This window comes from Janthinobacterium sp. OK676, assembly GCF_900103595.1.
Taxonomy (GTDB): Bacteria; Pseudomonadota; Gammaproteobacteria; order Burkholderiales; family Burkholderiaceae_D; genus Janthinobacterium.
Map to the genome: position 1 here is coordinate 85,774 of NZ_FNHA01000012.1, position 23,712 is coordinate 109,485.

Below are 23,712 nucleotides of genomic sequence, written 5' to 3' on the forward strand. Positions count from 1 at the left end.
GAACAACACCGGCCTGCCGCGTCAGCGGCGGCCGCAGCGCGACTTGCGCCAACAGTCTATAATGACTTAATGTTTTCTAGTAGGAGTGCCTGATATGAATGCCGTCGCTGAAATGCAAGATGTGATCCCTTCCCCTATTATCTTTACCGATAGCGCCGCTGAAAAAGTCGCGCAGCTGATCGAAGAAGAAGGCAATCCCGACCTGAAATTGCGCGTATTCGTGCAGGGCGGCGGCTGCTCCGGTTTCCAGTATGGCTTCACCTTCGATGAAATCGTCAACGAAGATGACACCACCATGGTCAAGAACGGCGTCCAGCTGTTGATCGATTCCATGAGCTACCAGTACCTGGTCGGCGCGGAAATCGACTACAAGGATGACCTGGAAGGTGCACAGTTCGTGATCAAGAATCCGACAGCCACGTCGACCTGCGGTTGCGGTTCATCGTTCTCGGTATAAAGTAGTTTTATCGGAATGTAAAAATAGCGGATCATCGATCCGCTATTTGTGTTTCTGTGCCCGCTTAGCTCGGGTATAAGGCGCCCAATACCCTCAGCCCCTGCGCTCCCGTCACGGCCGGCAAGTTACCCGGCTTGCGCTGTGTAAAGCGCCAAGCCAGCCACGCAAAGGCCAGCGCCTCGACCTGGCTGGGCGCCACGCCCAGCGCTTCCGTCGATTCCACCGCCATGCCCGGCAATGCACGGGCCAGCGCCGCCATCAGGCTGGCGTTCTGCGCGCCGCCGCCACACACGTACACGGTTTCCGCCCGCGCCCCGTCGCGCGCGATGGCGTGCGCCAGGCTGGCGGCCGTCAGCTGCGTCAGGGTCGCCTGCACGTCGGCCGGATTGGCTTGCGCATAGTTGCTCAGCTTGCCCTGCAGCCAGTCGGCATGGAACAGGTCGCGTCCCGTGCTTTTCGGCGCCGGCAAGTCAAAATACGGTTCATCGAGCAAGTCTGCCAGCAGCGCGGGGATGACCTGGCCTGTCTCGGCCCAGGCGCCGTTGGCGTCATAGGGTTGGCCCAGGTGCCGCAAGACCCAGCCATCCATCAGCGCATTGCCCGGCCCCGTATCGTAGCCCGTCACCATGCCGTCCGCGTGCAGTACGCTGATATTGCTGATGCCGCCGATATTGGCCAGCACGCGCGTGTGGCCGGGCAGATTGAAAATGGCCTGGTGAAAAGCGGGCACCAGCGGCGCGCCCTGGCCGCCGGCCGCCACGTCGCGGCTGCGCAAGTCGGCGATGACGTCGATGCCCGTCAGTTCAGCCAGCAGGGCAGGGTTGTTCAACTGGCGCGTAAAGCCCAGCTCGGGTCGGTGGCGGATGGTCTGGCCATGCGCGCCGATGGCGGCAACGGCGTCCGGGCCGATGCCCGCTTTGCTCAAGAGCATGGCGACGCAATCGGCGTAATGGCGTACCAGTTGATTGGCCGCCAGCGCTTCGCGTTCGATTTCATTCTGGCCAGCACTTTGCAAGGCCATCAGGTCGGCGCGCAGGCTGGCGGGGAAGGGAATGTAGGCGTCGCCCAGGCTGCGCGTGCCGCCATCGTCGGAAAAGTCGACCAGCGCGCCATCGACGCCATCGAGGCTGGTGCCCGACATCAAACCGATATACAGCATGGGGTACTCCTTGAGTGCTCAGTGGTGGGATGCATTGTGCCGTATTTGTGCCGTACGCAAAAGCGCGCGGGGAAAAACAAAGGCACCGGCCATCTGCATGGGCGGTGCCTTTATATATTGCCCGAAGGCAGTGTTGCTTAGCGCGAAGCCAGTGCCGTGTCGTTCGGACGCAGCAGGGTGAAGCGGTGCATCATGTCAGCCGACACCATGCGGAAGCGGCTCAGCTCGGCGGCCGTCAATGGCGCCTGTGCTTGTACGTTCAGCTTGCTTGGGTCTTGTGCCACGCCGCCGACGCGGAATTCATAGTGCAAATGCGCGCCCGTGGACCAGCCGGTGGTGCCGACGTAGCCGATCACATCGCCCTGGCTGACTTTTTGACCTTTTTTCAGGCCCGAAGCGAAGCGGCTCATGTGGGCGTAGGCGGTGCTGTAGTTGGCCCAGTGTTTCAGGACGACAACATTGCCATAGCCGTTTTGGCTGCCGACGGAATCGACCACGCCATCGCCCGAAGCGCGGATAGGTGTACCGGTTGCTGCAGCGAAATCGATGCCCTTGTGCGCTTTCCAGTTGCCGGAAATCGGGTGTACGCGCATGGAGAAGCCGGACGAGATACGGGAAAATTCGAGGGGGGATTTCAGGAAGGCTTTTTTGAGGGACTTGCCGTCGAAACTGTAGTAACCGCCGCCTTGCTTGCTGGCTGGGTCTTCGAACCAAACGGACTGGTAAGTCGTGCCGCGGTTGGTGAATTCACCGGCCAGGATGCGGCCCGCTCGGACAAATTCGCCATCTTGCCAGAATGTTTCGTAGACAACATTAAACGAGTCGCCGCGTTTCAGGTCGGAGCGGAAGTCGATATTGGTGGAGAACATTTCCACGATTTGCGCGGAAATCGAGTCTGGCAGGCGGGTGCCGTCCAGGCTGGAGTCGGTGGCGGCGAACAGGGTGGAGGTAATCTTGCGCGCGTGCATTTCAACGCGGCGTTCCAGCTGGGCTGCCACTTCCGTGGCCACGAACTTGTCGCCCTTGCGGGTGATCAGGATGTTCTTGACCGATTTGTCCGTGCCGTCGACGAGGGTGGCGCGCATCCAGTTGAGGTCGCCGTTTTCGGTGGTTTGCGCTTGTACGCGCTTGCCCGATTTCAGCAACATCACGCCGCGCGCGATCTTGTCGGTTTTGATGAAATTGGCGGCCGCCTGATCATCCACGCCGAGACGGGTCAGCAGGGTGGCGAGGGTATCGCCAGCGCGGACTTTTTCTTCGTGGGTGAAATTCTGGTCTACCTGTTCCATCGCGGAAATTTGCGAGGCGATGTCCGGCATTTCCAGGTTCTGGGCGATGGACGTGACGGGCAGGTCCGATGCGTCCGGCGCCATGGGCGACACAGCGACCGCGCCGAAGGCGGCCACGGCGAGCAGCACCGCGGACGCACCAATAATGCGTGCCTTGCGGGTCGTCGTCAGCTGTGTGTACAGGCGTGAGCCTGTGATTTTATGTATAGGGTTCATGCAATCAGTTAAAATTTGCCCTTGAACGTGACCTGAGCTAGCGCTCTTTGTTATTGTTATTTTGATTCGTTTTCATACGGCAAGATTGATGGGATCGAGCATTATAGCAAACTCCGCAAACCTACTACCATTTTGAGATCTACAGTCAAATTTTATGGAAATCAACACCACCGCATCGCCTACAAAGGCTAACGCCGCTCAGACCGCGCTTCCGCTGTCTGACAGAGTACAAGAAGCCCTCGCGATTACCAAGCGTGGCGTCGACGAACTATTGATCGAAAGCGAATTTGCGCAAAAATTAGCACGCTCCGAGAAAACCGGTGTTCCGCTGCGCATCAAACTGGGCCTGGACCCGACCGCACCCGACTTGCACCTGGGCCACACTGTCGTGCTGAACAAGATGCGCCAGCTGCAAAACCTCGGCCATCAAGTCATTTTCCTCATTGGCGACTTCACGTCCATGATCGGCGACCCTTCGGGCCGCAACGTCACGCGCCCGCCGCTGACCAAGGAACAGATCGAGATTAACGCGATGACGTATTTCGCGCAAGCATCTTTAGTACTGGACGCCAGCAAGACGGAAATCCGCTATAACTCCGAGTGGTGCGATCCGCTGGGCGCGCGCGGCATCATCCAGCTCGCTTCCCACTACACGGTGGCGCGCATGATCGAGCGCGACGACTTCACCAAGCGCTTCCAGGGCGGCATTCCTATTTCCGTGCATGAATTCCTGTACCCGCTGATGCAGGGCTATGACTCGGTGGCCCTGAAATCGGACCTGGAACTGGGCGGCACGGACCAGAAGTTCAACCTGCTGGTGGGCCGCGAACTGCAAAAGCAGTACGGACAGGAGCAGCAGTGTATTTTGACCATGCCGCTGCTGGAAGGTTTGGACGGCGTGGAAAAAATGTCCAAGTCGAAGAACAACTACATCGGCATCACGGAACCAGGCAACACCATGTTCGCCAAGCTGATGAGCATTTCCGACGTCATGATGTGGCGCTACTACGAGCTGCTGTCGTGGCGCTCGATCGACGAACTGGCGCAGCTGAAGCGCGAAGTCGAGGAAGGCCGCAATCCGCGCGACGCCAAGGTTGCACTGGCGCAAGAAATCGTCGCCCGCTTCCATTCGCAACAGGCGGCCGAAGATGCGCTGGCCGATTTCGTCAACCGCTCGAAAGGCGGCATTCCCGACGATATCCCGGAAGTGAGCCTGGCTGGCGCGCCGCTGGGCATCCCGCAATTGCTCAAGCAAGCCGGTCTGTGCCCATCCACGTCGGAAGCCATGCGCAAGATCGACCAAGGCGGCGTGCGCATCGACGGCACCGTCATCAGCGACAAGGGCTTGCAAGTGGAAGCCGGCCAGTTCGTGTTGCAAGTTGGCAAGCGCAGCTTTGCGCGCGTCACCTTGACGGCATGATCGCGCTGCTGCAGCGCGTCACGCAAGCCAAGGTGGATGTCGCCGGCGCCACCATCGGCGCCATCGACGCCGGGCTGATGGTGCTCGTGTGCGCCGAGCGGGGCGATACGGAGAAGGAAGCGGACGCCCTGCTGGCCAAGCTGCTCGGCTACCGCGTGTTTGCCGATGAGGCGGGCAAGATGAACCGCAGCGTGACGGACGTGGCCGGCGGCTTGCTGCTGGTGCCCCAGTTTACGCTGGCGGCCGACACCAAGTCCGGCACGCGCCCGTCGTTTACGCCGGCGGCCGCGCCGCAGGACGGCTTGCGCCTGTTCACGCATTTCGTGGACCAGGCGCGCAGCCGCCATGCGACCGTGCAAACGGGGCAGTTCGGCGCCGACATGCAGGTGTCGCTGACGAACGACGGCCCCGTCACGTTCTGGCTGCAAGTGAATGCCAAATAAGCGCAAAGCCATAACTATAAAGAGGAGCAAGCGATGAAATTGTGGAGCGAGACGTTTCGTGATGGCGGCCTGATGCCGGCCGACTATGCTTTTGCCGAGATCGATCCGGCCAGCCGCGTGCGCCTCGCCGGCAACCGCAATCCCCATCTGGCCTGGGACGATGTGCCCAACGGCACCGAGTCGCTGGCCCTGTTCTGCATCGACCCCGATGCGCCGCAGGACGCCAGCCTGGCTAACCGCGATGACCAGGCCCTGCCGCTGACGGCGCTGCGCGGCGACTTTTATCACTGGAGCTTGCTCGACGTGCCGCCGGCCATGCGGGTTATTGCTGCTGGGGAATTTTCCAGCGGCATCACGCCGCGTGGCAAGGCGGCCGGTCCCGGGCTGCGCCAGGGCATCAACGACTACACGGGCTGGTTTGCCGGCGATGCCGCCATGGCTGGCGATTATTACGGCTATGATGGCCCGTGCCCGCCATGGAATGACGAGCGCATCCACCACTATATTTTCCGCCTGTACGCGCTCGACGTGCCGCAGCTGGCTTTGCCCGGGCGTTTCACGGGGCAGCAAGCCCATGCCGCCCTGTACGGCCACATCCTCGACGAAGCCCAGCTCGTCGTCGCCTACTCGCTCAACCCCGAGTTGGCACTTACCCTGAAGAAATAAAGCATGAGCACCATGATTTTATTGATACGCCATGGCGAGACGGCCTGGAATGCGGGCCGCCGCCTGCAGGGCCATATCGACATCGCCTTGAACGAGGCGGGCCTGGCGCAAGCGGCCGCGCTGGGACAGGCGCTGGCGGACGAACCGCTGGCCGCCATCATCGCCAGCGACCTGCAGCGCGCGCAGCAGACGGCGCAAGCCGTGGCCGATGTGAAAGATGTATCCGTGCAAACGGACCCCTTGCTGCGCGAGCGCTGCTATGGCGCCTTTGAAGGCTTGCTGTATGCGGACATCGCTGCGCGCTATCCGCATGAGTATGCGCAATGGCAATCGCGCCAGATCGACGCCGTGATGCCGTCGGGCGAGCGCCAGGCCGAAAGTTTCCGCCAGTTCTATGCGCGCGCGAACGATGCCATCGTCCGCTGGGCCGAACAATATGACGGCCAGACCATCGCCATCGTGGCGCACGGCGGCGTGCTCGAGTGCGCTTACCGCGAGGCGGTCGGCATGACGCTCGACAGCCCGCGCGACTTCCAGGTCAAGAATGCCAGCGTCAACCGGTTTTCGTACGCGGACGGCAAGCTGCATTTAGTGCACTGGGGAAATATCGAGCACCTGAGCGCACCCGCGATGGACGAGCTGGGCTAAGCGACCCCATCCTCACTCTGACGCACTGAGCTAAAAAAATAGTGCTTATTAAATAGGCAGGTAATCGGTTAAAATAGCAGGTTCCTCCGTCCATTCCAGGTTCCTCAGTGCAAATCGGCCCTCACATTCTGCGCAATAACGTTTTCGTCGCTCCCATGGCGGGTGTGACGGATCGGCCTTTCCGCCAGTTGTGCAAGCAGTTGGGTGCCGGCTATGCCGTGTCGGAGATGGCGGCGTCGAATCCGCGCCTGTGGGCGACGGAAAAAAGCGCGCGCCGCACGGACCATGAAGGCGAAATGGAGCCGAAAGCCGTGCAGATCGCCGGTGCCGATCCGCAAGACCTGGCCGATTGCGCCAAGTTCAACGTGGACCGGGGCGCGCAGATCATCGACATCAACATGGGTTGCCCCGTGAAAAAGGTGTGCAACAGCTGGTGCGGTTCGGCCCTGTTGCAAAACGAAAGCCTGGTCGAAAAGATCTTGCACGCCGTCGTCAACGCCGTCGACGTGCCCGTCACCCTGAAATTTCGCACGGGCTGGAACCGTGAAAACAAGAATGCCCTGAAAATCGCCCGTATCGCCGAGCAAGCCGGCATCCAGATGCTGACCTTGCATGGCCGCACGCGTGCCGATGGCTACAAGGGCGATGCCGAATATGAAACCATTGCTGCCGTGAAAGCATCGGTGGGCATCCCCGTGGTGGCCAATGGCGACATTACCAGCCCGGAAAAGGCCCGTTTTGTACTCGATCAAACGGGCGCCGATGCCGTCATGATCGGCCGCGCGGCACAGGGCCGGCCGTGGATTTGCCGTGAAATCGACCATTTTTTGCGCACTGGTACTTTATTGCCGGCGCCGTACGTGGATGAAGTGCGGACCTTGATGGATGAGCATTTGCGCGCCCATTACGCGTTTTACGGCGAATTCCTCGGCGTGCGCACGGCGCGCAAGCACATCGGCTGGTATGTGAAAGACCTGGAAGGCGGCGAAGCGTTCCGCCAGCAAATGAACTTGCTGGAGTCGACGGACGCGCAATTGCTGGCCGTCGATCAATTTTTTGAGTCGCAATGGAAATTTGGCGAACGGTTACAATACCGCCTCTCCGAATCCAGTGAAAGTGGCCTGGTAGAAGCGGCCACGGCAGCATGAGCAGATAGCAGCAAGCAGGGTAGTCAGTGATCAGCAGTACAAGGGCGAGCGCCTATACAGAGCGTCATGCAATATTAATTACAACACCGAGGCAAGAGGGCAGCACGCGGACCGCATGAGCGACGCGGCACCGGATGGCCAGGTGTTCAGCCGGTTGAAGCATACAAATGAGCAAAGAAAGCATTCAGGAAGTCGTACAGAAAAGTCTAGAAGATTACTTCAATGACCTGGGCGAACAGCAAGCATCGAATATCTACGACATGGTCGTGCTGACCGTGGAAAAGCCCATCCTGGAAGTCGTGATGACACGCGCCGATGGCAACCAGTCGCACGCCGCGCAGATGCTGGGCATCAACCGCAATACCTTGCGCAAGAAATTGCAGGAGCACGGTTTGCTGTAATGCCGGCATGCAAGTGACGCCAAGATTTGAATCCGCCGCAGCCTCAGCCCTGCGCCATTCGCCAAGAACACTTAACCACCTAGCCACAGCCATGATCAAACAAGCTCTCCTCTCCGTTTCCGACAAGACCGGCGTTCTCGAATTCGCCCGCGCCCTGTCCGCCCTCGGCGTCAACCTCCTGTCCACCGGCGGCACCGCCAAATTGCTGGCAGACAACGGTGTTCCTGTCACGGAAGTTGCCGATTACACGGGTTTCCCGGAGATGCTCGATGGCCGTGTGAAAACCCTGCACCCGAAAGTGCACGGCGGTATCCTGGCGCGCCGCGATTTCCCTGAGCACATGTCGAAACTGGTCGAGCACGACATGCCGACCATCGACATGGTGGTGGTCAACCTGTACCCGTTCCAGGGCACGGTCGCCAAGGCCGATTGCACCCTGGAAGACGCGATCGAAAACATCGATATCGGCGGCCCGACCATGCTGCGTTCGGCGGCCAAGAACCACAAGGACGTGGTCGTCATCTGCGATCCGACCGACTACGACGCGGTGCTGGCGGAAATGCGCTCGGCCGACGGCAAGGCAGGCGACGTCAGCTACGACACCAAATTCATGCTGGCGAAAAAAGTCTTTGCGCACACGGCGCAATACGATGGCGCCATCACCAACTACCTGACCAGCCTGGGCCCGACGAAAGTGCACGCCGAGCGCGGCGCCTATCCGCAAATCCTGAACGTGGCCTTTGAAAAAGTGCAAGACATGCGCTACGGTGAAAACCCGCACCAGAGCGCCGCTTTCTACCGCGACCTCGTCACCACCGATGGCGCGCTGGCCAACTATCGCCAGCTGCAAGGCAAGGAATTGTCGTACAACAACATCGCCGACGCCGATGCGGCCTGGGAATGCGTGAAGAGCATGGGCGGCTTCGAACAAAGCGCCGCTTGCGTCATCGTCAAGCACGCGAACCCCTGCGGCGTAGCCCTGGGCAAGAATGCGGCGGAAGCGTATGCGCGCGCCCTGCAGACGGACCCGACCTCGGCATTCGGTGGCATCATCGCCTTCAACACGGAACTCGACGGCGCCACCGCCGGCGAAATCGCCAAGCTGTTCGTCGAAGTGCTGATCGCCCCGTCGTTCTCGGCCGAAGCGAAACAGATTCTGTCGAGCAAGCAAAACGTGCGCATGCTGGAAATCCCGCTGGGCGCGGGCGTCAACGCCATGGACTTCAAGCGCGTCGGTGGCGGCTTGCTGGTGCAATCGCCGGATGCGAAGAACGTCGGTATCGGCGACTTGCGCGTGGTCAGCAAGCTGCAGCCAACGCCGCAGCAGCTGGCCGACCTGATGTTCGCCTGGAAAGTGGCGAAATTCGTCAAGTCGAACGCCATCGTCTTCTGCGGCAATAACATGACCCTGGGCGTGGGCGCTGGCCAGATGAGCCGTATCGACTCGGCCCGCATCGCTTCGATCAAGGCGCAAAACGCGGGCCTGTCGCTGACCGGTTCGGTGGTGGCGTCGGACGCCTTCTTCCCGTTCCGCGATGGCCTCGACGTCGTCGTCGACGCGGGTGCGACCTGCGTCATCCACCCGGGCGGCTCCATGCGCGACCAGGAAGTGATCGATGCGGCGGACGAGCGCGGCGTCGTGATGCTGTACACGGGCACGCGTCACTTCCGTCATTAATATCGATGGAGAAAGTAGGTCGGATTAGCGGGGCCGCAGGCCGCGCGTAATCCGACAGGCGCGGTTGGCGACGCTGTCGGATTACGCGTACCGCTAATCCGACCTACAGCTACTCCAAAAAGTACTCAGCGGCAGGCACCGGTTATTCACCGGTGCCTGCCGTATTCATTATAGAATCTGGCGATGATTATTCTTGGCATCGATCCTGGCTTGCGCACCACCGGCTTTGGGGTCATTGAAAAACACGGCAACAAGCTGCGCTATATCGCGTCGGGGACCGTCAAGACGGGTTCCGAAGGGGAATTGCCGCCGCGCCTGAAGGTTATCCTGCAGGGTGTGGGCGAGATCGTCGGCACCTACCAGCCCGATTGCGCGGCCATCGAAAAAGTGTTTGTCAACGTCAATCCCCAATCGACCTTGCTGCTGGGCCAGGCGCGCGGCGCGGCCATTTGCGCGCTCGTGCATGCCGATTTGTCGGTGGCCGAATACACGGCGCTGCAAGTGAAACAGGCCGTCACGGGCCATGGCAAGGCAGCCAAGGAGCAGGTGCAGGAAATGGTGTCGCGGCTGCTGTCCCTGCCCGGCTTGCCCGGCACGGATGCGGCCGATGCCCTGGGCGTGGCCATTTGTCACGCCAACAGCATCGATGCGCTGGCCATGATAGGCGCGCTGGCGCCGCAACTGCAGGGCTTGCGCATGAAGCGCGGCCGTTTAGTTGGATAATCACCCTGAAATTTAACATTAGGAACACGCGATGATAGGCCGTCTCTCCGGTATTCTGCTTGAAAAGAATCCGCCACAATTGCTGGTCGATTGCCAGGGCGTCGGCTATGAAGTCGACGTGCCGATGAGCACTTTTTACAACTTGCCCCACGTGGGCGAAAAAGTCGTGCTGTTCACGCACCAGGCCATCCGCGAAGATGCGCATTTGCTGTTTGGCTTCGGCAATGCGGCCGAGCGGGCCGTGTTCCGCCAGCTGATCAAGATCACGGGCGTGGGCGCGCGCATGGCGCTGTCGATTCTTTCCGGCATGACGATTGCCGACTTGGCGCAGGCCATCACCCTGCAGGATTCCGGCCGTTTGGTGAAAGTGCCGGGCATCGGCAAGAAGACGGCCGAGCGCCTGTTGCTGGAATTGAAGGGCAAGCTGGGAGCCGATATCGGCGCCGGCGGCGCGCATGCGGCGCCCGACGCGCAATCGGACATCCTCAACGCGCTGGTCGCGCTCGGCTATTCGGACAAGGAAGCGCTGGCCGCCGTGAAGAACGTGCCGGCTGGCACCGGTGTGTCGGACGGCATCAAACTGGCGCTGAAAGCGCTGTCGAAAGGCTGATAGGGCATGAGCATCCAGACCGACAGCTTCACGGAACAGCGCATCATCGACGCGGCGCCCATCTCGCACAACGAGGAGGCCATCGAGCGGGCCTTGCGCCCCAAGCAGCTCGATGAGTACGTGGGGCAGGAAAAGATCCGCGACCAGCTTGAGATTTTCATCACGGCCGCGCGCCAGCGCAAGGAAGCGCTCGACCACACTTTGCTGTTCGGCCCGCCTGGCCTGGGTAAGACGACCCTGGCGCACATCATCGCGCGCGAAATGGGCGTCAATTTGCGCCAGACTTCCGGCCCCGTGCTCGAGCGCCCGGGCGACCTGGCGGCGATCCTGACGAACCTGGAAGCGAACGACGTGCTGTTCATCGATGAAATCCACCGGCTGTCGCCGGTCGTCGAGGAAATTTTATATCCGGCGCTTGAGGATTATCAGATCGATATCATGATCGGCGAAGGCCCGGCAGCCCGTTCCGTGAAACTCGATCTGCAACCGTTTACCCTGGTCGGCGCCACCACGCGCGCCGGCATGCTGACCAACCCGCTGCGCGACCGCTTCGGCATCGTCGCGCGCCTCGAGTTTTATAACACGGGCGAATTGACGAAGATCGTCAGCCGCAGCGCCGCCTTGCTGAAAGCGCCCATCGACCCGGAAGGCGCGCGCGAGATCGCCCAGCGTGCCCGTGGCACGCCCCGCATCGCCAACCGTTTGCTGCGCCGCGTGCGCGATTTCGCGGAAGTCAAAAGCAATGGCGAGATCACCAAGGTGGTGGCCGACCGCGCACTGGCCATGCTCGATGTCGATTCCGTCGGCTTCGACGTGATGGACCGTAAATTGCTCGAAGCCGTGCTGTTCAAGTTCGGCGGCGGCCCCGTCGGCATCGGCAACCTGGCGGCCGCCATCGGCGAAGCGGCCGACACCATCGAAGACGTGCTGGAGCCGTATCTGATCCAGCAAGGATTCTTGCAACGCACGCCGCGTGGCCGCGTCGCCACGCCGGCCGCCTATTTGCACTTCGGCGTCAGCGCGCCGCGCATGGGCCCCGGCGGCGAAGCGTGGGAACTGTGATGGCGCAAGAAGGTATGCCAGGCATGCAAATCTGGATCGACGCCGACGCCTGTCCCGTCGTCATCAAGGAAATTTTGTACCGCGTGGCCGACCGTCTGGAGTTGCCGCTCACCCTGGTCGCGAACCAGGGCTTGCGCGTGCCGCCATCGCGTTTCATCCGCACCGTGCAAGTGCCGTCCGGCGCCGACGTGGCCGACCAGGAAATCGTGCGTTTGCTCAATCCCGGCGACCTCGTCATCACGGGCGATATTCCGCTGGCGGCCGACGTGCTGACCAAGGGCGGTTATGCGCTCAATCCGCGCGGCGAGTTTTACACGAAGGACAATATCGCCCAGCAACTGACGATGCGCGCCTTCATGGAAGAGCTGCGCAGCGGCGGCGTCGACACGGGCGGCCCGGCCGCCTTCAACCAGTCGGACCGGCAACAGTTCGCCAATAGCCTGGACCGGCATTTGAGCAAGCACCACCGCAAGCCGGCGGCGGTAGTGCGGCAGACGTAAAAAAACCGGCGCAAGCCGGTTTTTTTGTGCGCATAAAGCTTAACGCATGACTTTTTTCGTGCCCACCACTTCCACCGTTACGCGGCGGTTCTTGGCGCGCCCGGCGGCACTCGTGTTGTCGGCCACCGGCTGCGTTTCTCCCTTGCCTTCCGTATAGACGCGGTTCGTTTCCACGCCTTGCGCCACCAGGTAAGCCTTGACGGCTTCGGCGCGGCGCAAGGAGAGCTTCTGGTTGTAGGCGTCAGGGCCGACGGCATCCGTATGGCCGACCGTGACGATGACTTCCAGATCCATGCCTGTCAATTGACCGAGCAGCTGGTCCAGCGCCGCCTTGCCTTGTGGCTTGAGCGCCGATTGATCGAAATCAAACAGCGCTTCGGAAGCAAACGACACTTTTTCCGACACGGGTGCCGGTGCGGGCTTGGCCTCGATCAGCGGTGGCGCCACCGTGACGACGGGCGCCGCTTCTGGCGCCGGCTGGTAGGCGGGCGTGGCGCTGGCCGGGCGGCCCAGTTTGTACACGAGGCTGACGGAATACAGGTCCGCATCGCCACGGTTGCCGACGGCGTCGTTCAGGCGATAGCGCTCGACTTCGCCACGCAGGGCCAGCGCTTCGCTGAACTTGTATTCCAGGCCCAGGCCCAGCTTGGCGTTGAGCTTGCGCTCGCTGGCATGGGCATTGGCCGAGCCCAGCAGGCGATTGCCGCTGAATTCCGTGTTGGTCCTGGTGTAGTGCATGCCGACGCGGCCCAGCAAGGACAGGCGCTGCGACAGCGGCAGCTGGCCCAGCAAGTCCAGGTTCACGCCGCGAAAGGCCGCTTGCCCGTTCAGCACGCCGTTGCCGCTGGTGGTCGACTTGAAATCGAACTTGCCCAGGTCAAAGTAGCCTGCTTCCACGGCGAAATACTGGTTCAGCTGGCGGCCGGCAAACAGTTTATAGCCGGTGTCGCGCTGGTCCTTGCTGAAGCCGGTAACGGTTTCGCCGTTGGCGGCCAGGCTGGCGCGCAGGCGCGGCTCGTCGATGGTGGCGCGCGACTGGCCCACGCCCGCGCCGATGTACCAGGCGCTGTTGGCCCAGTCCGGATTGATGAAGGTATTGTCCTGCGCCTGCGCCGATTGCGCCGCCAGCAAGGCGCCGGTCATGACGCCCAGGGCGCCCAGTGTGTGTGCGATAGTCATGGTCATGTCCCGGTTATTTGGTGATCTGGTTGTTGCGCAGGGTAACGGCGGCAGCCGTCAGCACGCGGCCATTGAGCAGGGTCGTGTTGTCGCCCACCGTGATGGCGGCCGATTGGCCCAGGATATTGCCCTTGAAGACGCTGTTCGCTGCCAGGGTGGTCGGGCCGACGGGCAGCCAGGTGACGTTGTCGGCCGTGGCGCCATTGTTCAGGGCAACTACCGAATTGACGGTCGAGTTCAAGGTCAGCGCCGTGCGGAAGATGTACACGCCGGGACCGTTCAGGGTCAGGGTGCCCGTGATGCTGATGGCGCCCGCATAGCAATACACGCCGGGGCCGAAAGTCTGGCCACCGAGGTCGATGCCGCCGGCAAAGCTGACGTCGCAAGTCCGGCTATTGCCGTCCGTGATCGCCGCTTGCAGATCCGTCATGGCGCCGGCCAGGATGGCGCCCGACTTGTAGTTGGTAAAACCTGTCGCCTGGGTCGGGTCGACCGTTTGCGAAGGCGAACCGACGTCGCCCGTGACCAGGGTCGTGCCGCCCGAATTATTCGTGATCGAGGTGCCGGCCAGCACGCCGAACGATGCGGCGCGGCCCAGGATGATCGGGTTCAGGACGGGCGGGATGGCAACGGCCGTGACAGTCAGCAGCGCGCTGCCCGACTGGCCGCCGGCCGTGGCCGTGATGCTGCTGGTACCGGCGGCAATGCCGGTGGCGACGCCCGTGTTCAGCACGCTGGCATTGGCAACGGTGCCCGACGTCCAGGCGGCGCTGTTGGTGATGATGGCGTTCGAGCTGTCCGAATACGTTGCCGTGGCAATGAATTGCTGCTGGGCACCGACAACGATGCTGGCGGTGGCTGGCGTGACGGCAATGCTGACCAGGGTAATGGCAGGCACGGTGACGGTGGTGCTGGCTGTCTTGCCGTTGAAGCTGGCATTCATGACGCTGGTACCAAAGGTAACGCCGGTGACGAGGCCGCCGCTGGCGACGGTGGCCGAAGCTGGTGTGGCGGAAACGAAGCTGCTGCCGGACGTGACGTCAACGCTGCTGCCATCCGAATATGTGGCAAGGACGGCCAGCTGGCGCGTCGCGGCGACGGGCACGATGGGGTTTTGCGGCGTGACGGCGATCGACAGCAAGGTCGCCGGGGTGACGGTCAGTACGGTGCTGGCCGTGAGCGTGCCCGTGGTGGCCGTGATCTGCGTCGTGCCGGCAATCTTGCCGAGGGCCAGGCCGCCAGCGGCGATGCTGGCCGTGGCGGGGTTGGCCGAGGCAAAGGCCGAGACGGCCGTGACGTCGCGCGTGGCGCCGTCGCTGAAGCTGCCCGTTACCGTGAATTGCTGCGTTGCGCCGATGGCGATGGCTGGCGCGAGCGGCACGATGGCAATCGCCGTCAAGGTGGCGGGCGAGACGGTCAACTGGGCCGCCGCACTCTTGCCGCCGAACGTGGCGCTGATGCTGCTGTTGCCGGCAGCGATGCCGGTGCTCAAGCCCGTGGCGGCATTGACTGTCGCGCTGGCCGACGTGGCCGACGTCCAGGCCGCCTTGGCGCTGACGTCTTGCGCGGAGCCGTCGCTATACGTGGCGATGGCCGTAAATTGCTGGCCCGCGCCGATGGCGACCGTGGCCGTGGCTGGCGTGACGGCCAGGCTGGAAAAGGTGGCAGCCGGCAAGCCGAGGATGGGATCGCGTCCCTGGTCGCCGCCGCCGCAACCGGCCAGGGTGGCCATGGCCAGCAAACCTGCCGAGACGAGCAGCGGGTTCAGATATCGCTTGAAGAGATTCATATAGTTCCTTTGTGCATGGCAATTATTGCCGGTCATCCGCGGATGAGGTCATCCGGCAGAGCCATGCCGCCTTTCGCTACAGGGCGATGGCGTCACAGGCATGCACTATTTCATCTAGGAAACTTCAAGTATGTTCGGTGGCGCGCATAGGCGCTTGGCATTCGGAGATAGGTTCAAAAAAAGGCGATTCGGCCTGAAAAACAACGGATGTGTGCGGTAAACAGACGCAAAAAAGCCGGCGCTAAGGCCGGCTTCATCAGGGCAGGGAGGGGCTTACTCTTCGCGCACCCACGTCTGCGAACGGCCAAACATCGGCACGCCGATGTAGCCGCGCACTTGCAGCTTGGTGCCGCCTTCCGTCAGTTCCGCTTTGCTCTTGTAGGTTTTGCCATCGGCCGGGTCCGTGATTTCGCCGCCCGTCCATTCCTTGCCGTCATATTTCAGGCCGGACAGGATCACCATGCCGATGATGGGCTGGTCTTTCTTGGCGCCCGTGCACTTGTCGCACTTGGGATTTTGATCTTCATTCGGGGCACGGAACAGTTTTTCGATCTTGCCTTGCAAGACGCCATTGTTTTCCGTGATGACGACGAGGGATTTCGGCTTGCCGCTGGCGTCGTCGATGGTTTTCCACGTGCCCACGGGGGTAAAGTTGCCGTCGCGCGCGGTGGCGCTGCCGGCGATGGCCAGGGCGGCCACCAGTACGCTTGCTTTGAATACTTTATGCATCGCTAGTCTCCATTGGTTTTTTGATCGTGTCACGAACAGTTATATACCAAGGCAAGACCAGCAGTGCTGCGCGGCGTCACGGATGACGCCGCACAATCCTTCCAAACTTGCCTTATGCGCTGGCTAGTTTAGCAAACTGTTCGCGCAGTTTTTCAATTGTCGCCGAAAAACTGAGCAAACGCTCGTTTTCTTGCGCAACGATGGCGGCGGGGGCGCGCGCGACAAAGCTTTCATTGCCTAATTTGCTGTTTACTTTGGCAATTTCCGCTTCGATGCGGGCGATTTCCTTGCCCAGGCGCTCGCGTTCGGCGGCCACGTCGATTTCCACTTTCAGCATCAGCTTGGTCGTGCCGACGATGGCGACGGCCGCTGGCGAGTCCGGCAATGCATCGACGATCTGCACGTCGGCCAGCTTGCCCAGCGACTGGATGTACGGTGCGTACGACGCCAGCGCTTCTTTCTCGCTGGCATTGCCTGCTTCGACGATCAGCGGCACGCGCACGGAAGGCGAGATCTGCATTTCGCCGCGCAGGTTGCGCGTCGCATCCGTCAAGGCTTTCAGCTGCTGCATCCACGCTTCGGCCGCTTCATCGATCTTGTCGGTGTTGGCGATCGGATACGGCTGCATCATGATGGACACGCCCTTGGGCTCACCGTCGGCCTTCGGCAGCTTGCCGGCCAGCGGCGCAACGCTCTGCCACAGGGCTTCCGTGACGAAGGGGATGATCGGATGGGCCAGGCGCAGCACGACTTCCAGCACGCGCAGCAGGGTGTGGCGGGTGGCGCGCTGCTGGCCTTCCGTGCCCTGTTGCACTTGCACCTTGGCCACTTCCAGGTACCAGTCGCAATACTCGTCCCACACGAACTTGTAGATGGTGGCGGCGATATTGTCGAAACGGAAGTCTTCAAAGCCCTTGGCCACGTCCAGTTCCGCCTTTTGCAGCAGCGAGATGATCCACTTGTCCGCTTGCGACAGGTCGGCGTCGTTCGGCGTGCAATCCTTGCCTTCCGTATTCATCATGACGAAACGGGTGGCGTTCCACATCTTGTTGCAGAAGTTGCGGTAGCCTTCGCAGCGCCCCAGGTCGAAATTGATGTTGCGGCCCAGCGAAGCGTAGCTGGCCATGGTGAAGCGCACGGCGTCCGTGCCGTAGGCGGAAATGCCTTCCGGGAATTCCTTGCGTGTTGCCTTGGTGATCTTTTCCGCGTCGCGCGGGTTCATCAGGCCCGTCGTGCGCTTGACGATCAGGTTTTCCAGGTCGATGCCGTCGATCAGGTCGATCGGGTCCAGGGTGTTGCCTTTCGACTTGGACATTTTTTGCCCTGTCGAATCGCGCACCAGGCCGTGCACGTAGACGGTTTCAAACGGTACCTTGCCCGTGAAGTGCGCCGTCATCATGACCATGCGCGCGACCCAGAAGAAGATGATGTCGAAACCCGTGACCAGCACGGACGAGGGCAGGAAGGCCTTCATGTCCGGTGTTTCTTCCGGCCAGCCCATGGTCGAGAACGGTACCAGGGCGGACGAGAACCAGGTGTCGAGCACGTCGTCGTCGCGTTTCAACGGCCCCGTGCTGCCGGCGGCCTGCGCCTTGGCTTGTGCCTCGGCTTCCGTCTTGGCGACGAAGATATTGCCCTTGTCGTCGTACCAGGCGGGGATTTGATGGCCCCACCACAACTGGCGCGAGATGCACCAGTCCTGGATGTTGTTGAGCCACTGGTTGTAGGTGGTGCTCCAGTTTTCCGGCACGAACTTGATATCGCCATTGGCGACTTTATCGAGCGCCGTTTCGGCGATCGATTTGCCCGGGAAGAACGTGCCTTCCGGGGCCGGCTTGCTCATGGCGACGAACCACTGGTCCGTCAGCATCGGCTCGATGACGACGCCCGTGCGGTCGCCGCGCGGCACCATCAGCTTGTGCGGCTTGACCTGTTCCAGCAAGCCTTGCGCGTCGAGGTCGGCGACGATCTGCTTGCGCGCGGCAAAGCGGTCCATGCCGCGGTAGGCTTGCGGCGCGTCGTCGGTGATCTTCGCGTCCAGGGTCAGGATGACGATCTGCGCCAGTTTATGGCGCTGGCCCACGGCGTAATCGTTCATGTCGTGCGCGGGGGTGATCTTGACGCAGCCGGTGCCGAATTCCTTGTCGACGTATTCGTCGGCGATGATGGGGATTTCGCGGTCGGTCAGCGGCAGTTTCAGCATCTTGCCCACCAGCGCAGTGTAGCGCTCGTCCGTCGGATCGACGGCCACGGCCACGTCGCCCAGCATGGTTTCAGGACGGGTGGTGGCCACCGTCAGGAAACCGCTGCCGTCGGCCAGCGGGTATTTGATGTACCACATGGAGCCGTCTTCTTCCTCGGACACCACTTCCAGGTCGGACACCGCCGTGCCCAGCACGGGGTCCCAGTTCACGAGGCGCTTGCCGCGGTAGATCAGGCCTTGCTCGAACAGGCGCACGAAGACGTCGGTAACGACTTTCGAGCGCGGCTCGTCCATCGTGAAGTATTCGCGCTGCCAGTCGGCCGAGGCGCCCAGGCGGCGCATCTGGCCGGTGATGATGGAACCGGATTTTTCTTTCCATTCCCACACTTTTTCCACGAATTTCTCGCGGCCCAGGTCATGGCGCGAAATCTTTTGCGCGTCCAGCTGGCGTTGCACGACGATTTGCGTGGCGATGCCCGCGTGGTCGGTGCCGGGTATCCAGGCCGTGTTGTGGCCCAGCATGCGGTGGTAGCGTGTCAGGCCATCCATGATGGTCTGGTTGAACGCATGGCCCATGTGCAGGGTGCCGGTGACGTTCGGCGGCGGCAACTGGATGCTGAAGGAAGGTTTTCCGGCATCGAGGGTGGCGGTAAAGTAACCGCGCTGTTCCCACTCGGTGCGCCAGAATTGTTCAATGTCGGCGGGCTCGAAAGACTTGGCTAATTCCATGATTTGGCGTGTGATTGGCAAAAGGAACCATTATAGATGACGCGGCATCGCCTGCAGCGTGGCTAGCGTCCTTTTTCAGTGTTTTGGCGGCCTGGCGGGCCGCGAACTAACAACAGATGGCGCAATAAAACGGGGGTAAAAGGGTGGCCGATGCTATAATGCCGGCCTCGGCGCCTCCTGCCCCATCCTTGCGGACGGCGCCAGCAGACGCGGTTGTATCCAAGTTTCATATCCAACACACGTCCGCGTCTCAAGGCCAGCGCATACGCGATGCCAGCCACTTTCAGAGCGTCCCCTTCGGGCCGGGCGCCTGAGCCACGCGCACCGCCAGCGGTGCACCATTCACGGCGGAATCAACGCGGCGTGTCATTGCACGCCGCTGCCGCCACAGCTTAGCCAGGAATCTTGCTGCCTGGCCAGTCGTCTTTCGATACGGCACTCCTCAGCGCGCCTTTGGCGCCTGTGGCCGCGCCATGGCCGCTCTCTTTTCCTGGTTTCGCCTATACAAGGAAACCAGCATGAAAAAAATCTCGATCACCGTCGGCCTCGTTTCGACCATCGCCACCGTGGGCGCCTTGCCTGCGGCCCACGCCCAATCGTCCGTTGATGTGTATGGCTTGATGGACGCGGGCCTGGTGCAGGAAGGCGGCGTCAGCAAGCTCACCAGCGGCATATCGGCCGGCTCGCGCCTGGGTTTGCGCGGCACGGAATCGCTGGGCAATGGCTTGCAAGCCGTGTTCACCCTGGAAGCTGGCGTCCTGAGCGACACGGGCCGCTCCGACCAGGCGGGGCAATTGTTCGGTCGCCAGGCTTTCGTCGGCATCGACAGCCCGCTGGGCATGCTGACCGTGGGCCGCCAGTACAACCTGCAAAGCCAGGCCTTGACCGACGTGGCCGACCCGTTCGAGGGCGGCTTTGCCGGTGCTGCAACCAATCTGGCCGGCTATTCGGCCACGCGCATCGACAATACCGTGCGCTATTCCACACCTGAAATGCGCGGCGTGACGGCCACGGTCCTGTACGGCTTTGGCGAACACACGGGGATTGCGGCCGACCAGCGTTCACTGGGCCTGGCCCTCGGCTATGTGAACGGCCCATTGACCTTGCGCCTGGCGCGCCAGAGCCGTGCCGGCGAGCCGGGCAAGGCCGACGTGAACAACACCATCTTGGCCGGCAACTACAACTTCGGCGTGGCGACGGCCTTTGCCGGCTATGGCCGCAACACGGGCGACGGCAGCACCATGTTCTTTGGTGGAAATCCGTACGGCGCGGCGCAGGCGCCGGCCCAGTCGACCGACAGCCGCGACGCCATCGTCGGCGTGTCCGTGCCGCTGGGCGCGACGACCTTGCTGGCCTCGTACGTGCACAAGGATGACCGCGATGCGGCCAATCGCGATGCGCGGCAGCTGGCCGTCGGCGCCACGTATGCCTTGTCCAAGCGCAGCAAGGTGTATGTTGCCTACGCGCACATCCGCAACCGCAACGACGCCGCCTACATGGTGGGCAATGCCACGGAAGTGGGCACGGGCAACCGCGCCTTCAACGTCGGCCTGCGCCACGCGTTTTAAGACTGTGCGCTAAACGGGCAGCATGCTGCCTTCGAGCAGCAATGTTTCGAAGGCGGGGGCGGCCAGCGGGCGGCTGAACAGGTAGCCCTGCATCTGGTCGCAGCCGTGCCGGCGCAGGAAGGCCAGCTGCTGTTCCGTTTCCACGCCTTCGGCGATGACTTTCAGGCGCAGGCTGTGCGCCAGTGAAATGATGGCGCGCACGATGGCCGCGTCGTCCATGCTGTGTGTGATGTCGCTGACGAAGGTCTTGTCGATTTTCAGCACGTCGATGGGGAAGTGGCGCAGGTAGGCCAGGCTGGAATAGCCGGTGCCGAAGTCGTCGATCGACAGTTGCACGCCCAGCGCCTTCAGCTTGGCCATGATGGCCGTGGCTTGCTCCACGTCATGCATGACCATGCTTTCCGTCAATTCCAGTTCCAGGCAGGCCGCGTCGAATCCCGTGTCCGCCAGCGCCTGCGCCACCGCGTGCAGCAGGTTCTTTTGCTTGAATTGCCGCGCCGACAGGTTGACGGCCAGGCGCAGCGGGCCATGGCCGGCCAGTTGCCACGCGCGCGCCTGGGCGCATGCCGTGCGCAGCACCCAGTCGCCGATGGGAATGATCAAGCCCATTTCCTCGGCCAGGCCGATAAAGCTGGCAGGCGGAACACGCCCCAGCTGCGGATGTTGCCAGCGCAGCAGCGCTTCCATGCCCACCACCGCGCCGCTGGCCAGGTCCAGCTGGGGCTGGTATTCGAGGTGGAATTGCCCCCGTTCCAGCGCGTGGCGCAACTCGCTCTCCAGTTCCAGCCGCTCCAGGGTGCCCGCATTCATGCTTGAAGCATAGAATTGCCAGTGGCCCCGTCCCTGTTCCTTGGCGCGGTACATGGCGATGTCGGCATGCTTGATCAGGGTGTCGGCATCGACGCCATCGTCGGGATACACGGCCACGCCCATGCAGCAGCTGAGAAAAAATTCATATTCGCCCAGTTGCAGCGGCTGCGCCACGGCGTCCTGGATGCGTTGCAGGATGGCGGCGCCCGGTTCGCCATTGCCATGCTGGGGCAGCAGCAGCACGAATTCGTCGCCGCCCAGGCGCGCCACCGTATCGACTTCGCGCGTGGCGCCGCCCAGGCGCTCGGCCACGCTTTTCAGCACCAGGTCGCCCGCATCGTGGCCCAGGGTATCGTTGACGAATTTAAAGCGGTCGAGGTCGATGAAGACCACCCACAGGGGCAGGCCGCTGCGCCGCGTCACGGCCATTGCCTGTTCCAGCCGCTCGCGCAGCAGGGCCCGGTTGGCCAGGCCCGTCAGGATATCGTGCCTGGCCTGGAATTCCAGCTCCTGTTCGAAACGCATGACGGTGCTGATGTCGTATTGCGCCACGACAAAATGGCTGAGCGCGCCATCGCCATCGTCGCGCACGGGCGCGACGAACAGCTCGCTCCAGTAGCTGCTGCCATCCTTGCGGAAATTGCGCACGATGGCCTTGCCTTCGCGCTGTTCGCGCAGGGCCGCCGTAATGGCGTGCATGTCTTGCCGCCCCTGTTCCGGTCCCTGCAAGTCTTCCAGGCGCTGGCCGATGACTTCGCTGGCCGCATAGCCGGTGATGCGTTCGAAGGCGGGGTTGACGTATTCGATCAGGTAGCCGGGCGCGTCGGCGCTGCACAGGATGATGGCGTTGGCCGACACTTCGATGATGCGTTCGCGCAAACGCAGCGATTTTTCATTGTGCATGCGCGCGGCGATGTCTTCGGACAGGCGCAAATTGGCAAACTGCAGCGCCGCCGTGCGTTCGCCCGTGATGCGGGCAATCACGGAATTGCGCGACACCAGCTGAAACACATAGGCCGCTGCCAGCAGGCTCGACAGCACTCCGCCCAGCAGCACATACAGCGAGCCGCGATGGTTCGCATCCAGGCCCATGCCTTTGGCCGGCAGCAGCGCGGCGCCCAAGGTGTGGCCGCTGGCGTGATACTGCAGCAGCAGCCGTGCGCTTTCCGCCTCGATCTGGCGCGCCGAGGCGTAGCACAGGGCCGTCAGGCACAGTCCGAACGCCAGCGTGAGCAGGGCCGAGGTGGAAACGGAAATGGAGATGCGTTTGAAGAATGATTGCATGGTGGTCCCGTGGCAGCGCCGGTGCCGATCCATGATCAGGCAGGCCGGGCAGTGACTGACTGTAGGGTGCGCGGCGAAATGCCGTCCGTTCGCTACCGAACGGACAGCAATGCCGACAAGAAATATAGTCGGGTCACTGTGCCAGCGCTGTGTTACGCTGCACCACATGGCGCCCCTCGTTCGGACGCCTTTCATCGATCCCCTAGCTGACGACTGGAAAACAGGAAACCTGCCCATGTCGAGTCCGCATGCCCAGTTGCACAACCCGAATCAAAACCATTTGCTCGCCGCCATGCTCGACGCCGATTTCGCGCGCCTGGCCCCCCACCTGGAGCAAGTGTCCATGTTGCTCGGTGACGTGATCTACGATTCGGGCGACAAGCTGCAGCATGTGTATTTTCCCACCACGGCCATCGTTTCCATTCATTACCTGCTGGAAAATGGCGGCTCGTCGGAAATTGCCGGCGTCGGCAATGAAGGCGTCGTGGGCGTGTCGCTGTTCATGGGCGGCAACTCGACGCCGAGCCGCGCTGTCGTGCAGACGGGTGGCGTCGGCTACCGGCTGAAGGCGTATTTGCTGATGGAAGAATTCGACCGCGCCGGTCCCGTCATGCGCTTGCTGCTGCGCTATACGCAAGCGCTGATCACGCAAATGTCGCAGACGGCCGTGTGCAACCGTCACCATACGGTGGAGCAGCAGCTGTGCCGCTGGCTGCTGCTGACCATGGACCGCCTGCCGAACCGCGAGCTGACCATGACACAGGAGTTGATTGCCAACATGCTGGGCGTGCGCCGCGAAGGCGTGACGGAAGCGGCCGGGCGTTTGCAGACGCGCGGCTTCATCAGCTACCGGCGCGGCCATATCTCCGTGCTGGACCGCGCCGGCCTCGAAGGCCATGTGTGCGAATGCTATGGCGTGGTGAAAAAAGAATTCACGCGCCTGTTGTCGGACGTGCGCCAGCGCCAGGCGCACTGAATACCGCATCTTTCCTCTTATCGTA

21 protein-coding genes are annotated in these 23,712 nt (G+C 62.1%); 14 read left to right on the forward strand and 7 right to left on the reverse strand.

Annotation, left to right across the window (positions count from 1 at the left end):
• Positions 1-94 precede the first annotated feature (94 nt).
• Complete coding sequence (gene erpA / locus BLU39_RS21830) at positions 95-457, forward strand: iron-sulfur cluster insertion protein ErpA (RefSeq protein WP_029496047.1); 363 nt, start codon at positions 95-97, stop codon at positions 455-457.
• Positions 458-521: 64 nt separating this feature from the next.
• Here erpA and BLU39_RS21835 read toward each other — a convergent pair whose 3' ends face one another.
• Both BLU39_RS21835 and BLU39_RS21840 read right to left on the reverse strand, forming a co-directional pair.
• Complete coding sequence (locus BLU39_RS21835) at positions 522-1,616, reverse strand: anhydro-N-acetylmuramic acid kinase (RefSeq protein ID WP_092716813.1); 1,095 nt, start codon at positions 1,614-1,616, stop codon at positions 522-524.
• 137 nt (positions 1,617-1,753) lie between these two features.
• Positions 1,754-3,121: a M23 family metallopeptidase gene (locus BLU39_RS21840; RefSeq protein WP_092716815.1), complete on the reverse strand. Its 1,368-nt coding sequence runs from the start codon at positions 3,119-3,121 to the stop codon at positions 1,754-1,756.
• A 154-nt stretch (positions 3,122-3,275) separates the two neighbouring features.
• Between BLU39_RS21840 and tyrS the strand changes: the two genes are divergently transcribed.
• The 11 genes from tyrS to BLU39_RS21895 all read left to right on the forward strand — a co-directional run bounded on the left by tyrS (position 3,276) and on the right by BLU39_RS21895 (position 12,420).
• Positions 3,276-4,541 carry a tyrosine--tRNA ligase gene (gene tyrS / locus BLU39_RS21845; RefSeq protein ID WP_092716817.1) on the forward strand — a complete coding sequence of 422 codons (1,266 nt, stop codon included), beginning with the start codon at positions 3,276-3,278 and terminating at the stop codon, positions 4,539-4,541.
• On the forward strand, positions 4,538-4,984 hold the full coding sequence (dtd, locus tag BLU39_RS21850) for a D-aminoacyl-tRNA deacylase (protein ID WP_046683449.1): 447 nt from the start codon (positions 4,538-4,540) through the stop codon (positions 4,982-4,984). Before tyrS ends, dtd begins: the two co-directional genes overlap by 4 nt.
• A 33-nt stretch (positions 4,985-5,017) precedes the next feature.
• On the forward strand, positions 5,018-5,650 hold the full coding sequence (locus BLU39_RS21855) for a YbhB/YbcL family Raf kinase inhibitor-like protein (RefSeq protein WP_092716819.1): 633 nt from the start codon (positions 5,018-5,020) through the stop codon (positions 5,648-5,650).
• Between the two features lie 3 nt (positions 5,651-5,653).
• On the forward strand, positions 5,654-6,298 hold the full coding sequence (locus tag BLU39_RS21860) for a histidine phosphatase family protein (RefSeq protein ID WP_092716822.1): 645 nt from the start codon (positions 5,654-5,656) through the stop codon (positions 6,296-6,298).
• A 107-nt stretch (positions 6,299-6,405) separates the two neighbouring features.
• Positions 6,406-7,446, forward strand: coding sequence for a tRNA dihydrouridine synthase DusB (gene dusB / locus BLU39_RS21865; protein WP_092716825.1), 1,041 nt, complete (start codon positions 6,406-6,408; stop codon positions 7,444-7,446).
• 167 nt (positions 7,447-7,613) lie between these two features.
• Positions 7,614-7,847: a helix-turn-helix domain-containing protein gene (locus tag BLU39_RS21870; protein ID WP_008445162.1), complete on the forward strand. Its 234-nt coding sequence runs from the start codon at positions 7,614-7,616 to the stop codon at positions 7,845-7,847.
• A gap of 91 nt (positions 7,848-7,938) precedes the next feature.
• Positions 7,939-9,525 carry a bifunctional phosphoribosylaminoimidazolecarboxamide formyltransferase/IMP cyclohydrolase gene (gene purH / locus BLU39_RS21875; RefSeq protein ID WP_092716828.1) on the forward strand — a complete coding sequence of 529 codons (1,587 nt, stop codon included), beginning with the start codon at positions 7,939-7,941 and terminating at the stop codon, positions 9,523-9,525.
• Between the two features lie 183 nt (positions 9,526-9,708).
• A complete protein-coding gene (gene ruvC, locus BLU39_RS21880) occupies positions 9,709-10,248 on the forward strand; it encodes a crossover junction endodeoxyribonuclease RuvC (RefSeq protein ID WP_092716830.1) in 540 nt (179 codons plus the stop codon).
• A gap of 31 nt (positions 10,249-10,279) precedes the next feature.
• A complete protein-coding gene (ruvA, locus tag BLU39_RS21885) occupies positions 10,280-10,858 on the forward strand; it encodes a Holliday junction branch migration protein RuvA (protein WP_034749203.1) in 579 nt (192 codons plus the stop codon).
• Positions 10,859-10,864: 6 nt separating this feature from the next.
• Complete coding sequence (ruvB, locus tag BLU39_RS21890; RefSeq protein WP_092716833.1) at positions 10,865-11,920, forward strand: Holliday junction branch migration DNA helicase RuvB; 1,056 nt, start codon at positions 10,865-10,867, stop codon at positions 11,918-11,920.
• 23 nt (positions 11,921-11,943) lie between these two features.
• On the forward strand, positions 11,944-12,420 hold the full coding sequence (locus BLU39_RS21895; protein WP_092717208.1) for a YaiI/YqxD family protein: 477 nt from the start codon (positions 11,944-11,946) through the stop codon (positions 12,418-12,420).
• A gap of 39 nt (positions 12,421-12,459) precedes the next feature.
• On the opposite strand, the gene BLU39_RS21900 is transcribed toward BLU39_RS21895, so the two are convergent.
• The 4 genes from BLU39_RS21900 to BLU39_RS21915 all read right to left on the reverse strand — a co-directional run bounded on the left by BLU39_RS21900 (position 12,460) and on the right by BLU39_RS21915 (position 19,049).
• A complete protein-coding gene (locus BLU39_RS21900) occupies positions 12,460-13,599 on the reverse strand; it encodes an OmpA family protein (protein ID WP_092717211.1) in 1,140 nt (379 codons plus the stop codon).
• 13 nt (positions 13,600-13,612) lie between these two features.
• Entirely contained in the window at positions 13,613-15,388 is a 1,776-nt protein-coding gene (locus BLU39_RS21905; protein WP_092716834.1) for an ice-binding family protein, read from the reverse strand.
• Positions 15,389-15,661: 273 nt separating this feature from the next.
• The gene (locus BLU39_RS21910) at positions 15,662-16,117 is read right to left on the reverse strand and encodes a DUF2147 domain-containing protein (RefSeq protein WP_092716836.1); all 456 of its coding nucleotides are present in this window, start codon (positions 16,115-16,117) and stop codon (positions 15,662-15,664) included.
• A gap of 112 nt (positions 16,118-16,229) precedes the next feature.
• Positions 16,230-19,049: a valine--tRNA ligase gene (locus BLU39_RS21915; RefSeq protein WP_092716839.1), complete on the reverse strand. Its 2,820-nt coding sequence runs from the start codon at positions 19,047-19,049 to the stop codon at positions 16,230-16,232.
• Between the two features lie 518 nt (positions 19,050-19,567).
• On the opposite strand from BLU39_RS21915, the gene BLU39_RS21920 reads away from it, so the two are divergent.
• Positions 19,568-20,617, forward strand: a complete 1,050-nt coding sequence (locus BLU39_RS21920) for a porin (protein ID WP_092716841.1) — start codon at positions 19,568-19,570, stop codon at positions 20,615-20,617.
• Between the two features lie 9 nt (positions 20,618-20,626).
• Here the strand turns inward: BLU39_RS21920 and BLU39_RS21925 are convergent, their stop codons facing one another.
• Complete coding sequence (locus BLU39_RS21925) at positions 20,627-22,711, reverse strand: putative bifunctional diguanylate cyclase/phosphodiesterase (protein WP_254789031.1); 2,085 nt, start codon at positions 22,709-22,711, stop codon at positions 20,627-20,629.
• A 235-nt stretch (positions 22,712-22,946) separates the two neighbouring features.
• Here BLU39_RS21925 and BLU39_RS21930 point away from each other — a divergent pair, with 235 nt between their 5' ends.
• Positions 22,947-23,687 (forward strand): Crp/Fnr family transcriptional regulator, encoded by a 741-nt coding sequence (locus BLU39_RS21930; protein WP_092716845.1) that lies wholly within the window; start codon positions 22,947-22,949, stop codon positions 23,685-23,687.
• Positions 23,688-23,712 lie beyond the last annotated feature (25 nt).